Origin of the sequence: Rhodococcus sp. IEGM 1351 (assembly GCF_030056875.1) — a bacterium.
Classification (GTDB): domain Bacteria; phylum Actinomycetota; class Actinomycetes; order Mycobacteriales; family Mycobacteriaceae; genus Rhodococcus_F; species Rhodococcus_F opacus.
On record NZ_JASHKU010000008.1, the window covers coordinates 92,160 to 107,633 of the forward strand.

Here is a 15,474-nt window from a genome sequence, read left to right on the forward strand (position 1 = left end):
ACGGCAGTCGCTGCTGCCTCCGCGCTGTTCGGCATGAACGCGGCGGAAACGGCACCGGCGATTGTCTGGTCGGCAGCCCGTCGTCGTCCCGCAGCAGCAGTCGAGTCCGTGTATCGGAGTTGTCGAGGAATTCCTCGGTAGATCAACTCCTACCGTCTTTTCAAGGCCACGGACCCGCATCGCGGACCGTGGCCTTTGTAGTTCGAGCTCTTTTCCCGCTCGCAGCCTCGGCTCTGGTTCGCACCCACTTCATCGAACCGAAGAGATTGACCGTCGCAATGAGAGCAGAGGAGAAGGACGTGTCTACCGTGACATGCCGAGGGGTATCCGAAACCTCAACCGCCACAAGCGGATTTGTTCAGATAGTGTCCGCGCGTGGTGATCTGCCCTGCCGGGTCGATGATCCCGACCTGTGGTTTGCGGACTCTCCCACCGAGCTGGAACAGGCGAAGGCGCTGTGCGCGTCCTGCCCGATCCGCTCCCGCTGCCTCGACGCGGCCCTCGATCGGGGTGAGCCGTGGGGCGTGTGGGGTGGGGAGATCTTCGACCAGGGCGTCGTGATCGCCCGCAAGCGTCCCCGGGGACGTCCGCGCAAGACACAGACTCTGGTCTGTGCGTAGAAACCGGTACGGGGCGGGAGAATTCGGGCGTTCGCCCGGCCACTCACATGAGTGGGCCGGGCGAACGCCCGTTCTGTGTTTACGGGCTCAGACGGTGTCTTCGTCCTCGGGGGCGGGGTCGGCGAACCCGGGGAGCCACCGCGTGAGGATCTCCATGTACGGCGCGTATGCGTCCAGCTGAGCGCAGATTCCCACCGAGCCGACGAGAACCCGGAAGATCATCAGATACTCCGCCGGCAAATTCAGTGCCCGGGCCGTCCGGAACTGCGCACTGTTGAGGTCGGTCGCGGAACCCGCGGCCTTCTGCAGCCAGGCGCGGGTGAAGTGGAACGATTCGGTGCGGATCGGGTCGGTGACGGGACGCAGGTAGTCCGCGATCTCCTTGTCGGTGACCGTTCGGCCGGGCAGGACGAATCCGTTGGCGTGCAGCAACTCCGTCAGTTCGTCGAACTGCTCGTGGAGCGCCAGCCGGACCATGGACCCGAGCACCGGGGGAAGCCCGTGCGGAAACGGTGCGGCGGCACCGAAATCGATGACACCGAGGCGGCCGTCGCTGTGCAGCATGAAGTTACCCGGATGCGGGTCGCAGTGAAGCAGGCCGACGCGGGTGGGGGAGGCGAAGTGGAACTCCGCGAGCAGTGCACCCGCGGTGTTGCGTTCCTCGGGGGTGCCGTCGGCGATGATGGCCGACAGCGGCTTCGCCGACATCCATTCGGTGACCACGACCTTGGGGGCACTGGCGACCACGTGCGGAATCGCGAACTGCGGATCCCCGTCGTACACCTTGGCGAAGCGGCGCTGATTGTTCGCCTCGATCCGGTAGTCGAGTTCTTCCTCGGTGCGGGCCGTGAACTCGTCGATGACCGGGCGCACGTCGACGCCGGGCATGACCGAGGCGAACAGTCCCGCGAATCGGCCGAGCGTCTTCAGGTCGGCGCGCAGCGCTTCGTCGGCGCCGGGGTACTGAACCTTGACGGCCACGTCGCGACCGTCGGCCCAGACCGCGCGGTGTACCTGGCCGATGCTGGCCGATGCGGTCGGAGTGTCGTCGAACGACTGGAACCGGTCACGCCACTTGGTGCCCAGCTGCTGGTCGAGCATTCTGTGGACGGCCCGCGCGGGCAGGGGAGGCGCCTGCGCCTGCAGCTTGTTCAGCGATTCACGGTAGGGCTCCGCGAACTCCTCGGGGATCGCCGCCTCCATGACGCTGAGCGCCTGCCCGAGTTTCATGGCGCCGCCCTTGAGTTCGCCGAGGACCGCGAACAATTGCTCGGCGGCCTTGGCGCTCAGCTGTGCGTCGATCTCGTCCTTGTCGCCGCCGGTCAGCTTCCGGCCGAAGCCCATCGCAGCACGCCCCGCGATTCCCAACGGGATGCTCGCGAGTTTGGCGGTGCGGGCGGAACTCCTGCGGGGGATGTCGGACACCCCACCATCATGCATCATGACCGAAGGCGGTTCGATTCGCCCGCAGCGGGTGCCAGGTACGTGCAGCTGCAGCTCGCCTGCCGCGGCCAGCGCCGGGTCACCAGCCGGTGCGCCCCGAGATCGATCTCGAGCGTCGCGTCGAGGCTGCTGGGCGGCGCGCCTCGCGGCGCGGCCAAGACGGCCTCGAGCTGGCCGAGGGCGACTGCGGCCGTGGCCATGATCACGGCGGGGCTCGCGTGCCCGACCGTCCCGAGGAGCTGAGCGGACAGGTGCGGCCAGTCCTCGTCGTACGCGGCGCGGAGGAGATCGGCGCACCGCAGGCAACTGGTGTTGCCCGGGAGCACGAGAGGGCCGACGACACCGCGGCCGTCACGCAGCCGGACCTGCAGGTGCGGTGTCCCGTTCTGGACCAGATCCGCGACGAGCCGAGGTTCCGCCACCAGATCGTCCGCGAGCACGACGCACAGGGCGTTCCACCGCCGGACGTCGCTGTCGGCGGAATAGTGGAAGGAGCGGGATACCCGGATGCCGCCGTCCGTGAGCCCGGCCGACACCGCATCCGACAGCGGGCCGCGCCCGTGCACGCGGATCGTGATCGTGTCCGCGACGGGGGATGTCCCGGCGACATCGATCAGACCTGCCCGGTCGAGGTCGCCGAGAAGCTTCGACACGTCCGTGGGCGCAATGCCGTACCCGACGGCAGTCCACAGGATGTGCGGCCGCGAGTTCTTGCCGTCGAGCAGTCGGACGACGGCGAGGAGTTGCTCGGTCCGGACCCCGGGAGGCGGGGCGAGTACGAGAGCGCGCTCGGGATCCCAGCCGAACTGCAGGCGCCCGTCGGGGCGGACGAGTACGGCGATCCTGGGATCGAGAGTGACACCGACGTGTCGCGTGGGCTGGATGGTCACACGCTGAGGATCGCAGGCCACGACCCGGCATCAGCACCGAAAACGCGGGTTGTCCACAGGCCGAAACGTGCTTCGACCTGTGGATTTCCCGCTATCGAAAAATTGGTGGGGTCAGAAGGTCAGGACTCGGGGCCGTCGTCCTTGCCGGACTTGCCGCGCTCGGCCTCCTCGGCCCGCTCGCGGGCCTCGGTTGCCTCCAGTTGTGCCATCGGATTGTCGAAATCGCCGCCGTCGCCGCGTCCGAGCACACGTTCGACGAACGCATCCGGGCTGTCGAGATCGGACGAGTCGGGCAGCAGGTCTGGGTGGGCCCATACGCCGTCACGGGCGTCGATGGTCGACTCGGACGTGAGGCGAGTCCACAGCTGCGCGGCCTCCCGGACCTTGCGGGGACGCAGTTCGAGTCCGACGAGCGTCGCGAACGTCTGTTCGGCGGGTCCGCCGGTCGCACGCCTGCGGCGCAGCGTCTCGCTGAGGGCGGCGACGCCGGGGAGTCGGTCGTTCAGTGCCGACGCGACGACGACCTCGACCCAGCCCTCGATGAGGGCGAGCAGTGTCTCGAGTCGCTCGAGGGCCTGCTTCTGCTCGGGTGTGGTCTGGGGTTCGAATGCGCCCTGCTGCAGGATGTTCTCGAGCTGCGACGGATCGGTCAGCGCGGACGGGTCGAGTCCCTTCGCCATGTCCTCGATGGCCGAGAAATCCATCGTGATGCCGCGGGCGTATTCCTCGACGGTGGCGAGGAGACGCTGACGCAGCCACGGGACGTGGCTGTACAGGCGCTGGTAGGCGGCCTCCCGCGCGGCGAGGAACACGAGGATCTCGCGGTCGGGCTGTTCGAGCCCCTTGCTGAACCGCTCCACCGCGGCGGGAAGCAGTGCGCCCGTGCCTGCCGGACCGAGGGGGAGACCGATGTCGGTGGAGGTGAGCACCTCCTTCGACAACTGGCCCAGGGCCTGGCCGAGCTGGGAGCCGAACGCGAGGCCACCCATCTGGCTCATCATGCCGATCATGGGGCCGGCCATCTGCTGCGCTTCCTCGGGCAGCCCCTGCACCCACATGCCGGACACCTTCTCCGCGACCGGGTCGCACAGCCGTTTCCAGGTGTCGAGGGTGTTGTCGAGCCAGTCGTTGGGCGTCCACGCGACGGTCTTCGTCGCGCCCGCCGGCAGCGTCGTCGCGGCGTCGAGCCACAGTTCCGCGAGCCGTGAGGCATCGGCGATCGCCTCGGAGTTGCCCTGGGTGATGGGCGCGACCGACCCCATCTGCTGGCGCGCGAGTTTCTTCGCGATCTCGTAGTTGACCGGGCCGCTCTGCTCACCGGACCCCATCGACGTGCCCATCCCGCTCAGCATCTGGCCGAACTGGGTCAGCATCTGGCCGAGGGAGGCCGGGTCGAAGCCCCCGGCGGGGAAACCACCCGCCCCGAAACCGAAGTCGCCGGAACCGCCCGCGTTCTTGTCGCGGTCGGGCCCGTTCTGATCCCCCGTGTTCTTGTCACGATCGGGATCGTCGTCGGGTTTGGAGAAGCCGAAGGGCGGATTGCTCATGACTCAACGGTACAAGGCGCATGGTTCCGTGGCTGTCCACCTCGTCACGCTGACGGCGAACACGCGGACGGCCGACAGTCGTGTCCGCGGGTTCGCGCTCTACGCTGGTCCAGGTGAATCGACGGATCGTGACGCTTCTGGCTGCGCTGGCCCCGATCGTGGTACTCGGAATTCTCGGCACGGTGATCACGGTGCCGTACGTGGCCCTCGGGCCGGGACCCACGTTCAACACACTCGGCGAAGTAGGTGGTGAGGAAGTCGTCGCCATCGAGGGAACGGAGGTCGACGACACCACCGGCCACCTCAACATGACGACGGTCGCGGTGCGCGACGACCTCAACGTGTTCGAAGCGTTCGGATTGTGGGCCAGTGGGCGCCAGGGCATCGTCCCCCGCGAGGAGGTCTACCCGCCGGACAAGTCGAAGGACGAGGTCAAGCAGGAGAACGACGCCGACTTCCAGCAGTCGGAGGACAGCGCGGAACTCGCGGCACTCCACTTCCTGGGCAAGCCGGTGGACCTGCGGATCGCCAAGGTCGGTGAGGACGGCCCCTCCCAGGGACTGCTGCGCGAGGGCGACGTGCTGGTGAGTGTCGACGGAAAGCCGGTGTCCACTGTCGGTGGTGTGCAGGAGGCGGTGGCCGATGTGCCCCCGAAGACGGAGGTGCCGATCGTGATCCGGCGCGACGGCGCCGAGACGACGGTGCGGGTAGTGCTCGGCGCACGCCCGGACGACGAGTCCAAGGGCTACCTGGGGATCACTCCCGAAGAGATCCCGGACGTCCCGTTCACGATCGACTTCAACCTCGCCGACGTGGGCGGCCCCTCGGCGGGGCTCATGTTCACCCTCGCCGTGATCGACAAACTCAGCCCGGGCGAACTCAACGGCGGCAAGTTCGTCGCCGGCACCGGCACGATCGACTCCGACGGCGACGTCGGCCCCATCGGCGGCATCAAGTACAAGTTGATCGCCGCGGAGGAGGCGGGCGCCGAGACGTTCCTCGTGCCGGCGAAGAACTGCGACGAGGCACGCCAGGGTGCGCCCGACGGGCTCCGGCTGGTGAAGGTCGAGAACCTCGACGGAGCCGTCGATGCGCTCGAGGCCATCGATACCGGAGCCGACGCGCCGCACTGCTGAGCGGTCAGTCCTCCTCGGTCGCGTCGAGGGTGGCGTACAACGCGCTGATGAGGTTCGGTGCCAGATCGTCGTAGGTGAGTAGTTCGATCCCGGCGTACGGGTCGGCGTCCTCGTCGGGGCGCAACTGCATCAGGCACAACGACGGTCCGTCGCGCAGCACGGCGGCGATCAACCGGGCGGACCGGCGGTCGGGATGCGACTCGGCCGCGGCCCGCGCGGCGTCGTCGGCGGCGTCGCGATCGGACAGCAGGGGGACGAGCGCGTCGTCGAGGTCGGACTCCGCCTCGGGCGGCAGAACGACGATCTCCTGAACGAGTGCGCACCCCACCACGGACTCCGGCCAGCTGGTGGTGGCGAGGAATTCGTCGAGTGCGCGCGACCCGCCGTCGATGTCGTCGGGGAACGGATCCTGTTCCACCGGGGTCAATTCCGCGCCGTCGGCGAGTTGGTCGAGCAGGCTCGGTTCGGCGGCCGCGAGCAGTTCGGTCGGGACGAGTGCGAACATCTGGGGCGGCTGATCCCACCCTCCGGCATCGACGAATTCGACCACCTCGCGCACACAGCGGGCGAGGGCGTCCGTCTCTCGGTTCACATTCTCTTCACTCACGAGACCCATCTTCGCACCCCCGGAACAGGACCGACGGCCGCATCTCTCGGTTGTTACGTAGAGTGGGACGAAACGGTCACGCCCTTGCTGTTCGGGTGTGGACGAACGAACGGTGCAGTTGATCGCGGCGCGACAGCGTCGCCGAGTTCTTGGAGTGTGGCACGTGGGCATGCGGCCCCCCGCAGGTTTACCGTCGTTGTCCAAACGCAGCCGAGTGCTGCTGGTGCTGGCGCTTGTCGTCGCTGCCCTGTTGCTGGTGGGCCCTCGGCTCATCAGCACCTACACGGACTGGTTGTGGTTCGGTGAGGTCGGATTCCGTGGTGTGTTCACCACGGTCCTCGTCACCCGTCTGCTCCTCTTCCTCGTAGTCGGGGTCGTGGTCGGCGGAATCGTCTGGCTGGCACTGCTGCTCGCCTACCGTTCGCGGCCGGTGTTCGTCCCGGTGTCGGGTCCCAACGATCCGGTGGCGCGGTACCGGACCACGGTGATGACTCGGCTGCGCTTGTTCGGCCTGGCCATTCCGATCGCGGTGGGACTGCTCGCCGGGCTGATCGCCCAGTCCAGCTGGGTGACGGTGCAGTTGTTCGTCAACGGCGGCGCGTTCGGCGTCGCCGATCCCGAATTCGGCCTCGACGTCGGCTTCTACACGTTCGATCTGCCGTTCTACCGTTTCGTCCTCAACTGGCTGTTCGTCGCGGTTCTGCTGGCGTTCTTCGCGAGCCTGGTGACGCACTACATCTTCGGCGGGCTGAAGCTGGCGGGCCGGGGCGGGGCACTGACCAATGCGGCGCGCGTCCAGTTGGCGGTGCTCGCGGGAACGTTCATTCTTCTCAAGGCCGTCGCGTACTGGTTCGACCGTTACTCGCTGCTGTCGAGCAGCCGCAAGGAACCCACGTTCACCGGTGGTAGCTACACCGACATGAATGCGGTGCTGCAGGCGAAGTTGATCTTGCTGGCCATCGCGGTCATCTGCGCGGGCGCGTTCTTCGCGGCGATCTTCCTCCGCGATCTGCGGATTCCCGCAATGGCGACAGCGCTTCTCGTGCTCTCCTCGATCCTGGTCGGCGCCGTATGGCCGCTCGTGGTCGAGCAGTTCTCGGTGCGTCCCAACGCCGCCGACAAGGAGAGCGCGTACATCGAGCGGAACATCGCCGCCACGCGGCAGGCGTACGGCATCACCGACGACAAGGTCGAGTACCAGGACTATCAGGGGTACGGAACGAAGCCGCCGCGGGACGTGCCCGCCGACGTCACGACCATCGAGAACACGCGACTGCTCGATCCGAACATCCTGTCGCGGACGTTCACCCAGCAGCAGCAGTTGAAGAACTTCTACGGGTTCCCGCCGACGCTCGACATCGACCGGTACGACATCGACGGGCAGTTGCGTGACTACATCGTCGCGGCCCGCGAGTTGTCGTCCAAGAGCCTGACGGGTAACCAGACGGACTGGATCAACAAGCACACCGTCTACACGCACGGCAACGGACTGGTCGCGGCCCCCGCGAACCGGGTGAACGCCGCTGCCGGCGAGTCCGCCGAGGAAGCCGCGAACAGCAACAGCGGTTACCCCGTCTACATGGTCAGTGACATCGCTTCGCAGGAGGCGGGTAACCAGGTCATCCCGGTCGAGCAGCCGCGCATCTATTACGGCGAGGTCATCGCCGACACGGACGCCGACTACGCGATCGTCGGCGGATCCCAAGGTTCGGATCCGCGGGAGTACGACACGGACACCTCGCGCTACACGTACACCGGTTCGGGTGGTGTGCCGATCGGCAACTGGTTCAACCGGCTGGCGTTCGCGGCCAAGTACACCGAGCGCAACATCTTGTTCTCCGGTGCCATCGGTTCGGATTCCAAGATCATCTACAACCGGGACCCGCGGGACCGTGTCACGCACGTCGCCCCGTGGCTGACCGCGGACGGCGACTCGTACCCGGCCGTCGTCGACGGCAAGGTCGTGTGGATCGTGGACGCCTACACCACCCTGCAGGACTACCCGTACGCCCAGCGCAGTTCGCTCGACGGACTCGTCGAGGACAGCATCGACCAGAACACCGGCCGCCTGCTGCCCCGTAAGGAGGTGTCCTACATCCGCAACTCGGTGAAGGCCACCGTCGACGCGTACGACGGCACCGTGAAGCTCTACCAGGTGGACCAGAACGATCCGGTGCTCGATGCGTGGATGGGTGTCTTCCCGGATGCGGTTCAGCCGGCGGATTCGATTCCCGACGAACTGCGTGCGCACTTCCGCTATCCCGAGGACCTGTTCAAGGTGCAGCGCGAGATGCTCGCCAAGTACCACGTGGACGATCCGAAGGAGTTCTTCACCAACAACGCGTTCTGGTCGGTTCCGAGCGATCCCACGATCGACACGAGCGCGAACCAGCCGCCGTACTACGTGCTGGTCGGTGATCCCGAGACCGGGAAACCGTCGTTCAATCTGACCAGTGCGATGGTGGGTTACAGTCGCGAGTTCCTGTCCGCATATCTGTCGGTGAAGTCGGATCCGGAGAATTACGGCAAGTTCACCGTGCTTCAGTTGCCGACGGACACGCAGACCCAGGGTCCGCAGCAGACCCAGAACTCGATGATCTCGGATCCCCGGGTGGCGTCGGAGAGAACCCTGCTCGAGAGATCGAACAAGATTCAGTACGGCAACCTGCTGACCTTGCCGATCGCGGACGGCGGCATCCTCTATGTCGAACCGATGTATACGGAGCGAAGTTCGACGGGCCCGAACACGTCGACGTTCCCGCAGCTGTCCCGAGTGCTGGTGAGCTACCGCGAGCCACCGCCGAGTAACAGTGTGCGTGTCGGGTACGCCCCGACGTTGGCGCAGGCGCTCGACCAGGTGTTCGGCGCCGGCACGGGTTCGGTGGCGACGGCACCCAGTGCGGAAGAAGGGACGCCCCCGGAGACCGGCACCACGCCGCCCGTCGATCAGGGTGCGGCACCGGCGCCCACCGCTCCGGCGACACCGCCGTCCGGCACGGATGTCTCGGCGGCCGTGGCGGAGTTGGACGCATCCCTCGACGCGTTGACGTCGGCGCAGCGCAGCGGTGACTTCGCGGCCTACGGCGCAGCGCTCGCTCGCGTCCAGAAGGCGGTCGCCGCGTACGAGGCGATCCCGAAGTAGCGGCGTCTCGGCCACAACGAGAACGAGGCCCTGTCATCCGAACCGGATGACAGGGCCTCGTCGTATGAGCAAAAGATCAGCGCAGTGCGTCGACCAGCTGCGGGTTGGTGTCCACCAGCTGCTGGAACTGCTGTCCGTAGCCGTTCTGCTCGGCGACCTGACGCGCGGCGTCGAGCGCCTGCTGTGCGGCGGGCTGGACCGGGGCGGGTGCCTGAACCTGAGCCGGAGCGGCGGGGGCTGGGGCCGGGGTGGGCTCCGGGGCGGGGGCCGGAGCCTCGGCGACGTCGCCGCCACCGGTGGACAGGTACTGACCGCACACCGGCCATGCACCCTGGCCCTGGGTCGCGAGAACATTCTCGGCGACGCGGACCTGCTCGGCCTTGCTGGCGTTCGATGCCGAGCCGGTGCCGCCGTTGGCCTCCCAGGTGCTCTGCGAGAACTGCAGGCCGCCGTAGTAGCCGTTTCCGGTGTTGATTCCCCAGTTGCCGCCGCTCTCGCACTGGGCGACGCCGTCCCAGTTGTGGGAAGCGGCGGAGGCGGTGCCGGTGCTCAGTCCGAGCGGGACGGCGACGACGGCTCCGGTGACGGCGATCCAGCCGAGGGCACGCTTGCTGATGCTGTGATTGGTCATGCGGGGTCAATCCTCTCCGCGCTTGCTGGCGTGGCCGGCCTGCGGGCGACGACGTTCGCGTCGTCACGCCGGGCTGCGAGTCTGTGCCGCGTCCCTGCCCCTCGAAGGTTTCGGGGATTCCGAACCCGCGGGGCAGAGCTAGCAGCGGCGGGCCGGCTTTCGCCCGGTTGTTTCGGGCCGAGAGCGACCGTACGGGAGCTTTGCCCGCAGTTCACCTGGCGAAAATGGTGGACAGCTGTCCGGCTGCGACGGCGAATTATCGCTGTCTTTGCAGGTCAGAGCGTCTCGATATCGTTTCGGCGTCTATTCGTTACCCTGCTGTTATGTGGTGGGGATCACCACGATTTTGTGCAGCGGCTCACGTCGAAATGGCAGGAAAGCGGGTCCCGGTGGTGTAAGACGAGGACTCGCTATTCAGGAGTGCCCCGCGCGCAGTCGTGCTGCGCGCGGGGCACTTCGAGCAAGGTGCGGATCAGAGGTACTGTCCGCAGACCGGCCAGGCGCCGGGTCCCTGGGTTGCCAGGACGTTCTCGGCGACGCGGATCTGCTCCTCGCGCGATGCGTTGGCCGGTGAGCCGGAGCCGCCGTTCGCTGCCCAGGTGCTGTCGGTGAACTGCAGACCGCCCGAGAAGCCGTTTCCGGTGTCGGCGCCCCAGTTGCCGCTGCTCTCGCACGCTGCGACGGCGTCCCAGTCTCCGGAAGCGGCCGATGCGGTGCCGGTGCTCAGGCCGAGCGGCACTCCGATGACTGCTCCGGTGAGTGCGATTGCGCCCATGGTCCGCTTGACGATGCTGGAATTGGTCATGTGGTTGTTTCCTCTCCGCGCCTGCTGACGAGGTGGTGGTGGTGCGGTAACGGCTGGTGTGCCGACCCGGTGGTCGATCTGTCCTCGTCCCTGCCCCTCGAGGTGTCGGGATTCCGAATCCCGCGGGGGCAGGTCGAGCTGCGGCGGGTCGGCGTTGCCCGGTAGTTTCGGGCTGGCAACGAACGTACGCGGTGATCACGGAATGGTCACGGGTCGATTTTCTGTGACGGGCGTCCAAATGCTGGGACGAACGACCGCTGTTTTCCCAGGTCGTCCCCGACGTTTCAGGTCTCGGCAGCGTTACAGATTTTCGCCCGAAATGTGACGAGCGTCATAACATTCAGGTAACGGATGTGACTCGAGTGGTGCTGAAAGGTTGCTAGTCGGACGCTTTCCGGGCGATTTGCAATCCGTTCGTTCGCTCGTGTAACTTTGTTCATGCAACGCGGGGTGGAGCAGCTCGGTAGCTCGCTGGGCTCATAACCCAGAGGTCGCAGGTTCAAATCCTGTCCCCGCTACCACTGAAGAACCGGCGTCCTGGAATCCAGGACGCCGGTTCTTTTTTGTCTGCTCGCCCCCGTCGAGGGCGACCCTCACATCCGCGTCGTTCGTACCAGCAATCCCGCCACATGGGCGCATGCTGCAGCCCGCGCGCCGACCGCGTCACCGGACTCGATGGCGCCGACGATCCGCTCGTGCTCGGTGACGGCCAGCCTCCGATTCAGATCCGCACTCCACATGTCCGACCGGTACAGATGCGATTGCCCGTCCAACCGCAGGAGGGCTACGCTCAGTGGCTTGTTGCGCGCGGTTTCCCGGATGAGGGTGTGGAATTCGAGGTCGAGCCGTGAATCGCGGCGCTGATCGGCGGGACCGTCCAGCAGCTCACGTTGGACCTGCACCATCTTCTTCAACTGCTGCACCGTCTCGTGGGTGGCGGCGGCAGTCGCATGAAATGCGGCCAGTCCGTCGAGCACCTCACGGACCTCGAAGACGGCGCGGATCGAGTCCGCGTCGAGAGAATCGACCTTGGCGCCCGCATTGCGGGTGTAGACCGCGATGCCCTCGTAGATGAGTTGCTGCACGGCCTCCCGGACAGGGGTACGGCTGACGTTCAGTTTCGCGGCCAGCGCCGGAACGCTGAGTGGCGTACCAGGGGGCAGTTCGCCGGAGAAGATCTGTTCACGAAGAGTGTCGTGAACGGATTCGGTGAGCAGGGCTCGCTCCGTGTGTGTCATCGATCCTTCCGAACCCTTTCCTCGAGGCGGGTCGTGACCTCGCCGCCCGGCCCGGCTCCTGCGTCGACTCTATTCGATCGCCGGCGGGAGGGCGCCCCACCGACTGATGCTGCCAGCGGGTGGACAGGACCCGCGCGGCTTCGCGAAGTGCCGCAGTCGGTTTGACGCCCGCTTCACGCCGGCGACCTTGGCCGCGATGTTCTCCGCGACCGTGATCGGCGGATATCCCGGCACCCCGTCGACGAGAGTCCCGGGAGCGGTTCGATCACGGCGTCGTGGTCTCGGCTCCCACGACGAAGGCTTCGTAGAAGTCGTTCATCCGATTCGCGGATTCCACCCCGAGACTCATGCTCAGGGACTCGGACGCGGGGTCGAGTGCACTGGCCAGCCGGTCGACCGTCGCTCCGGGAATCCGGTGACCGACGATCTGGACGAAGCCGACCTCACGGCAGGCGGTGTCGAGTTCCGCCGCCACACGTGCGCATTCGGCACTGTTGTGGGCGCGGGCTCCCCCGGCGAGATACGGCGTGATGTCGACGGTCGGGGCGGAGAACGGGGAAGTGAGCATGACGGCCTTTCGTGAAGGTGTGCTCAGGATCTGTGGCAGCACGAGTGCCAGCTGCCGACGAGCAGTCGGGACAGGATGCCGAACGCGGAGAACACGGCGACACCGGACGCGATCACGATCGCGGCGACGAGATCCTCGGATTGGAGCCGGCTGCGGAACACGTCGAGAAGCGTGCCGATGCCGGGCTCGCCCTTGGCGAAGAACAGGTCTCCGATGATCGTGCCGACCGCGACGAGGCCGGACGCGGTGCGAATGCCGGTGAGAACGGCGGGCAGTGCCGTCGAAGTTCCAGCTTCACCAGGCGATCTCATCGGGATGCCCGGCCGAGTGTGAACAGGTCGTGGAGGCCGCGGTCGACGGACTGGAGTCCGAAGTGAGTGTTGGTGATGATGGGAAAGGCGGCGATGAGGACGCAACGAGTGTGCGGGCCGTCATTCCGTAACCGAAGCACAGGCCGATCAGCGGGACGCGGGCAGTGACGGCGAGGGCCTCGAGCATAGGGGACAGGTGCTTTCAGTCCAGGAGCGACTGCGTGAGAACGCGATTCGGCGGAGGAAGGAGGAACTGCCGTTCGGGGGAGAGGACGAACCAGCTCACCGCGGACCACAGGGCGAGTGCTCCCGCCGGCGACAGCACGGGTAACTGCAGGCCCGCGGCCATCCTGACCGTTCGCGGCCGCCGCGCCGAGGGGCCGCTCGTGGCCGTGACGGCCGGGGTTCGCGCGCTCGCGACGGGAGGACTCGGGCTACATCTACGCGTCCATCGTCTCCGTCCGCGCGGACAAGGTGGAATCGCTGACGCCGTGCCTGCAGAAGCTGGTGCCGATCATCCAGCAGTCCACCGCCGACTACGTCTCCGCTCCCGAGTCCACCAACGAGGCCATCGTGGACGGCGTGTCCCAGGACTCCTCGTTCTCGCCTTATGCCGAGGGTGAGGCGGAGTTCAGTGCGACACTGCTGAAGGACGAAGGGCTGATCGCGAACGAGGCCGACGGATCGGTCGGAACGTACGACATGGCGCGAGTGCAGGGGACGGTCGACGAACTGAAACCGATCCTCGTCGCCGGGGGTGCCGCGATCCCGGATTCGCCGACCGCGGAACAGATCTACACGAACCGGTTCACCGATCCCGGGATCGGGATCAGCTCTCCGTGACGTCCATCTCGATCAGGACGCGACGCAGCAACTTGCCCGTCGCGTTGCGGGGAAGTTCTTCGATGAAGATGACCTCGCGGGGCACCTTGTACCGCGCCAGGTTCGACTTGACGTGGGCCTTCAACTCGTCGGCGTCCTTTGCGGATCCCGGGCCGGCTACCACGAAAGCTCGGAGGCGATGGCCGAATTCGGAGTCCTCGACACCGATCACAGCGGCCTCGAGCACGTCCTCCCGGTCGGCGAGCAGGTTCTCGACCTCGAGAGGGTAGACGTTCTCGCCGCCGGACACGATCATGTCGTCGTCCCGGCCGTCCACGAAGAGGAGGCCGTTGCGGTCGAAGTGGCCGACGTCGCCGGTGGACAGCAGACCGTTGATGCGTTCCTTGTCGCGACCGTCGGTGTATCCGGAGAAGCTGAGACCGCTGGCGACGAAGATCCGTCCGACGGTCTCGGGTTCGGTGATCCGCTGACCCGACTCGTCATAGAGTTCCACGTGGCAGGTGACGGGTGCCCGCCCCGCGGTGCCCGGCGCCAGCGCAAGGTCGGCCGGAGTCGCGACGGTGGCGACGGCGACCTCGGTGGAGCCGTACAGGTTGTGGAGCACGTCGCCGAAAGCGGCGGTGGTGCGTTTGCAGAGGTCGGGGGAGAGGGCGGATCCGGCCGCGAAGATGATCTTCAGGCTCGACGTGTCGTACTTGGCCAGGGTCTCCGGCCCGAGGTCGATGATGCGCTGCAGCATGGTGGGAACGACGACCAGTGTGTCGCAGCGGTGCTTCTCGACCAGGCGGATCGTGTTCTCCGGATCGAACTTGCGATGCATCACCACGGTCTGGCCCAGTGCCAGTGCCAGTGCGAACTGGGAGACTCCGGTCCCGTGGAACGCGGGGGCCGCCATCATCATCGTCTGCCCGCGTCGCAGCGGAACCCGGTCGAGGAACTGGGCCGACGCGAGCGGCGACGTGTGTCCGCGGGGAGCGCCCTTCGGTGTGCCCGTGGTGCCGCTGGTGAGGAGGACGAATCCGCCCTGCGTGGACGGCGCGGGCAGCGAACTGCGGTCTCTGCCCTCCATCACGTCGTCGAGCGTGCCGACCTGGGACGTCGAATCGTCCTCCGCCCAGGAGCGATAGGTGAGGACCTCGTCCGGGAGGGCCTCGGCGACCGCGTGGAACTCGTCGTCGTATACGAACGCCTGAACCTGCTCGCGGGCGGCGACGTCGACGAGCTGGGGCCGGGCGAACCCGGTGTTCATCAGCACCAGCTTGGTGCCGTTCTTGGCGGCAGCGAGCATCGTCAGGACCAGGCCGCGATGATTGCGGCACATGCATCCCATGACGGAACCGGGAGTGATGCCATCGGCCTGCCACGCCCGCACCAGGGCGTTGGACTGCTCCTCGATGTCGGTGTAGGTGAGCGGGCCGCGCTCGTCGATCAGGGCCACCGCATCCAGTCCGGCCTCGGCATTGGCGTGGACGGGCCCGGCGAACGGACCGTACTTCCGCACGGCCAGGATCGATCGGACGCCCTGGTCGACGCGGGGAAAGGGAACGAGGCCTGCGCGGTTCATCACCCGCACAGCTCCCACGGTGTCCGTGATCTTGGTGAGGAAGTGCTGAGCTGGCATGGAGAACCCCTCCGGCTGCAGTGACGGATTTCCCGTCCAGCGTAGATGACGTGAGGGGGCCGGCCGCGCGGT

Annotated in this window: 10 protein-coding genes, 1 tRNA gene and 4 pseudogenes; 5 read left to right on the forward strand and 10 right to left on the reverse strand. The window is 66.8% G+C overall.

Going from position 1 to position 15,474, the window contains the following annotated elements; translation table 11 throughout:
- Positions 1 to 278: 278 nt before the first annotated feature.
- A complete protein-coding gene (locus tag QM806_RS15880; protein ID WP_016883149.1) occupies positions 279 to 620 on the forward strand; it encodes a WhiB family transcriptional regulator in 342 nt (113 codons plus the stop codon).
- Between the two features lie 87 nt (positions 621 to 707).
- On the opposite strand, the gene QM806_RS15885 is transcribed toward QM806_RS15880, so the two are convergent.
- The 3 genes from QM806_RS15885 to QM806_RS15895 form a co-directional block, all read right to left on the reverse strand.
- Positions 708 to 2,063: an ABC1 kinase family protein gene (locus QM806_RS15885; protein WP_054248208.1), complete on the reverse strand. Its 1,356-nt coding sequence runs from the start codon at positions 2,061 to 2,063 to the stop codon at positions 708 to 710.
- Positions 2,060 to 2,953 carry a hypothetical protein gene (locus tag QM806_RS15890; protein WP_283292010.1) on the reverse strand — a complete coding sequence of 298 codons (894 nt, stop codon included), beginning with the start codon at positions 2,951 to 2,953 and terminating at the stop codon, positions 2,060 to 2,062. Before QM806_RS15890 ends, QM806_RS15885 begins: the two co-directional genes overlap by 4 nt.
- Positions 2,954 to 3,072: 119 nt before the next feature.
- Positions 3,073 to 4,500: a zinc-dependent metalloprotease gene (locus QM806_RS15895; RefSeq protein WP_120659284.1), complete on the reverse strand. Its 1,428-nt coding sequence runs from the start codon at positions 4,498 to 4,500 to the stop codon at positions 3,073 to 3,075.
- Positions 4,501 to 4,613: 113 nt separating this feature from the next.
- Between QM806_RS15895 and QM806_RS15900 the strand changes: the two genes are divergently transcribed.
- Positions 4,614 to 5,636 (forward strand): YlbL family protein, encoded by a 1,023-nt coding sequence (locus QM806_RS15900; RefSeq protein WP_166680677.1) that lies wholly within the window; start codon positions 4,614 to 4,616, stop codon positions 5,634 to 5,636.
- Between the two features lie 4 nt (positions 5,637 to 5,640).
- On the opposite strand, the gene QM806_RS15905 is transcribed toward QM806_RS15900, so the two are convergent.
- Positions 5,641 to 6,252: a PPA1309 family protein gene (locus tag QM806_RS15905; RefSeq protein ID WP_005564840.1), complete on the reverse strand. Its 612-nt coding sequence runs from the start codon at positions 6,250 to 6,252 to the stop codon at positions 5,641 to 5,643.
- Positions 6,253 to 6,406: 154 nt separating this feature from the next.
- Between QM806_RS15905 and QM806_RS15910 the strand changes: the two genes are divergently transcribed.
- Complete coding sequence (locus tag QM806_RS15910; RefSeq protein WP_082359909.1) at positions 6,407 to 9,385, forward strand: UPF0182 family protein; 2,979 nt, start codon at positions 6,407 to 6,409, stop codon at positions 9,383 to 9,385.
- A 76-nt stretch (positions 9,386 to 9,461) separates the two neighbouring features.
- On the opposite strand, the gene QM806_RS15915 is transcribed toward QM806_RS15910, so the two are convergent.
- Both QM806_RS15915 and QM806_RS15920 read right to left on the reverse strand, forming a co-directional pair.
- Positions 9,462 to 10,016 (reverse strand): transglycosylase family protein, encoded by a 555-nt coding sequence (locus QM806_RS15915; RefSeq protein WP_005240188.1) that lies wholly within the window; start codon positions 10,014 to 10,016, stop codon positions 9,462 to 9,464.
- A gap of 475 nt (positions 10,017 to 10,491) precedes the next feature.
- Positions 10,492 to 10,821: pseudogene (locus QM806_RS15920) on the reverse strand (transglycosylase family protein); the annotation flags it as partial.
- 444 nt (positions 10,822 to 11,265) lie between these two features.
- Between QM806_RS15920 and QM806_RS15925 the strand changes: the two are divergent.
- Positions 11,266 to 11,342: transfer RNA gene (locus QM806_RS15925), tRNA-Met, on the forward strand.
- A gap of 72 nt (positions 11,343 to 11,414) precedes the next feature.
- Here the strand turns inward: QM806_RS15925 and QM806_RS15930 are convergent.
- From QM806_RS15930 to QM806_RS15940, 3 genes and pseudogenes are all read right to left on the reverse strand, one after another.
- Positions 11,415 to 12,059 (reverse strand): GntR family transcriptional regulator, encoded by a 645-nt coding sequence (locus QM806_RS15930; protein WP_005572201.1) that lies wholly within the window; start codon positions 12,057 to 12,059, stop codon positions 11,415 to 11,417.
- Positions 12,060 to 12,333: 274 nt separating this feature from the next.
- A pseudogene (locus QM806_RS15935) lies at positions 12,334 to 12,627 on the reverse strand (2-oxoglutarate and iron-dependent oxygenase domain-containing protein); the annotation flags it as partial.
- 23 nt (positions 12,628 to 12,650) lie between these two features.
- Positions 12,651 to 13,287: pseudogene (locus tag QM806_RS15940) on the reverse strand (ABC transporter permease).
- A gap of 74 nt (positions 13,288 to 13,361) precedes the next feature.
- On the opposite strand from QM806_RS15940, the pseudogene QM806_RS15945 reads away from it, so the two are divergent.
- Positions 13,362 to 13,781: pseudogene (locus QM806_RS15945) on the forward strand (nitrate ABC transporter substrate-binding protein); the annotation flags it as partial.
- Here the strand turns inward: QM806_RS15945 and QM806_RS15950 are convergent.
- Positions 13,768 to 15,402, reverse strand: a complete 1,635-nt coding sequence (locus QM806_RS15950; protein ID WP_120659281.1) for an acyl-CoA synthetase — start codon at positions 15,400 to 15,402, stop codon at positions 13,768 to 13,770. The pseudogene QM806_RS15945 and the gene QM806_RS15950 sit on opposite strands and share 14 nt — an antisense overlap.
- Positions 15,403 to 15,474: the final 72 nt, after the last annotated feature.